At 67.5% G+C, this 2,508-nt stretch carries 1 protein-coding gene and 2 pseudogenes; all 3 read left to right on the forward strand.

The genetic code is table 11. The features are described 5' to 3' along the window. Window positions 1–938, forward strand: a pseudogene (locus AC27IQ_RS22380) (pectate lyase); the annotation flags it as partial. Window positions 939–1,426: 488 nt separating this feature from the next. Further along, window positions 1,427–1,732, forward strand: a pseudogene (locus AC27IQ_RS22385) (CHASE3 domain-containing protein); the annotation flags it as partial. 722 nt (window positions 1,733–2,454) lie between these two features. Continuing rightward, window positions 2,455–2,508, forward strand: a 54-nt coding sequence (locus AC27IQ_RS22390; RefSeq protein WP_487090849.1) for a hypothetical protein, incomplete at its 3' end; no start/stop codon positions are given.

Raw genomic sequence — 2,508 nt, forward strand, 5'->3', positions numbered from 1 at the left:
CCCAATCGCACGCGCATGGAGTGCATTGCGCCTCAATGCAGCAAAGCGGCCCGCAGGCCGGCTGGAGCCTGCAGCACCTGTCGCGCCCCATGGGCGGCCGCCCGGCCGGCGCACCGGCAGGCGCGCGCAGCTACGAGCCCCGCTCGCTGGCCACGCACACCACGCAGACCAACATCCGCCAGCTGTTCAACTACTTCCAGCTCACGGGCGAGCGCCGCTACCTCGCGCGCATTCCCGAGGCCATCGCCTGGCTCAAGACCTGCCCGCTGCCGGCGGCGGCCATCGCGGGCAGCCCGCTGCTGGGCGGCGGCCGCACCCACCCCACGTTCGTGGAGCTGGGCACCAACGCGCCGCTGTACGTGCACCGCTACGGCTCCAACATCCACAACGGCGGCTACTACGCCGACAAGGACTGGGCCAACACCGTCAGCCACTACTCGGCGGGCCGCGCCATCGACATCGCGGGACTGGAGTCCACCTACCGGCAGCTCGATGGCATGAGCGATGCCGCGGTGGCCGCCATGGCGGCGCGCTCGCCCCTCCAGGCCGGCACCGCCACGCGCGCGCTGCCCCGGTATTTCTCGATCCGCGAGGTGGACTTCCCCGACCTGTTCGCGGGCGCCACCATGGCCACGCCCAAGGTGCCCGACAGCGAAGCGCAGACGCTGGTGGACGAACTGGGCGCCAAGGGCTACTGGACCTCGCCCGTGCCCGAGGTCGTCAACCCCTACCAGGGCGACGGGCCCTCGGCGGCCTACACCGGCACCGCCTACCGCAGCAAGCACGTGGGCGATGCCTGGGACACGTCGCCCTACCCGGCCGACAACCCGCCGGAGGTCCCGCCCTACGTGAAGCGGGACAAGCCGCAGTTCATCGTCACCTCGGAATGGATCCGCCGCATGGGGCGGCTCATCGCCTACGTGGCACCGCAGGCGTGACCGACGGCTGACGTTTTCCGGCCCAGCCCCGAGCCCACCCACCGCAGCCTGCCGGTCCGGGATCCGATCCCGGGCCTGCAGGCTGCCTTTCTTTGGATCGCACCCCATGGATGGGCGCACAAAAGTATCATATTTATCAAATAAGTACAGGAGTGCCAATCCTCAATGCCACCCATTTTTCTTTCCACGGGCTGAAATTCCGAGAATTCAGACTATTTTTTGCACCCATTGCGGGGTTTCAAATTTATCATTTATACGAATTATTACATTTCAAATCACCCCCCGCCAGACCCGGAAGGATGGATATGAACCCGAGCCGCACCCTGACCGTTTCACGGCGACTTCTGGTCGCTTTCGGTACCGTCATCGGTATCTTTCTGGCGGTCGCCGCCACGTCCCTGTACAGCAGCGCCCATCTGGCCGAGGCGGAAAAATGGAACATCCACACCTACCAGGTGCTGGACCGCTCCAACACGCTGCTCAACAGCATGGTCAACATGGAAACCGGCACGCGCGGCTTTCTGCTCAGCGGCGAAGACCGGTTCCTGGAGCCCTGGAAAGCCGGCAGCCAGGCGTTCGACCAGGCCTGGACGGAGGTCAAGAAGCTGACCTCGGACAACCCGGCGCAGCAGCAGCGCCTGGACGGGATGAAGGCCCGCAACACCGAATTCACCACCGTGGTGATCGCCTTGATGCAGGCACGGCGCGACGTGGCGGCAGGCACCAGGACCATGCAGGACTTCCTCGTGCAGTTCGGCCAGGGCAAGGACAAGGCGGCCATGGACGGCTTTCGCGCGCTGCAGGGCGAACTCGACAAGGCCGAGAGCGACCTGCTGGCCCGCCGCTCCGCGGAGGCCGAGCAACTGCGCGCCTTCAATGTCAACGCCGTCGTGGCCGGCTCCCTGCTCGCCATCGGGCTGGCCTGTGCGCTGGGCGTGTGGGTGACGCGGTCCATCACGCGGCAGCTCGGCGGCGAACCGGACTACGCCTCCGAGGTGGTGCGCCAGATCGCCGCGGGCAACCTCGCCGTGAACGTGAGCACCCGCGCAGGCGACCAGGCCAGCCTGCTGGTGGGCATGAAGGCCATGCGCGACAGCCTGGCGCAGGTGGTGGGCCAGGTCCGCCAGAGCAGCGACTCGATCGCCACCGGCAGCACGCAGATCGCCACCGGCAACGCCGACCTGAGCCAGCGCACGGAAGAGCAGGCCTCCAACCTGCAGCAGACCGCCGCCTCGATGGAAGAGATCACGGCCACCGTCAAGAACAACGGCGATACCGCCCGCCAGGCCACGCAGCTGGCCGACTCCGCCAGCGCCGTGGCGCAGCGCGGCGGCGTGGTGGTGGGCCAGGTCGTGGACACCATGGAGGCCATCACCGCCTCCAGCAAGAAGATCGTGGAATCATGGCGTGATCGACGCATCGCCTTCCAGCACCAACATCCTGGCGCTCAACGCCGCCGTGGAAGCCGCCCCGTGTCGGCGAGCAGGGCCGGGGCTTCGCCGTCGTGGCCAGCGAAGTGCGCAGCCTCGCGCAGCGCAGCGCCGACGCCGCCAAGGAGATCAAGGGCCTC

It is taken from the genome of Acidovorax sp. KPB24-07 (genome assembly GCF_057543315.1).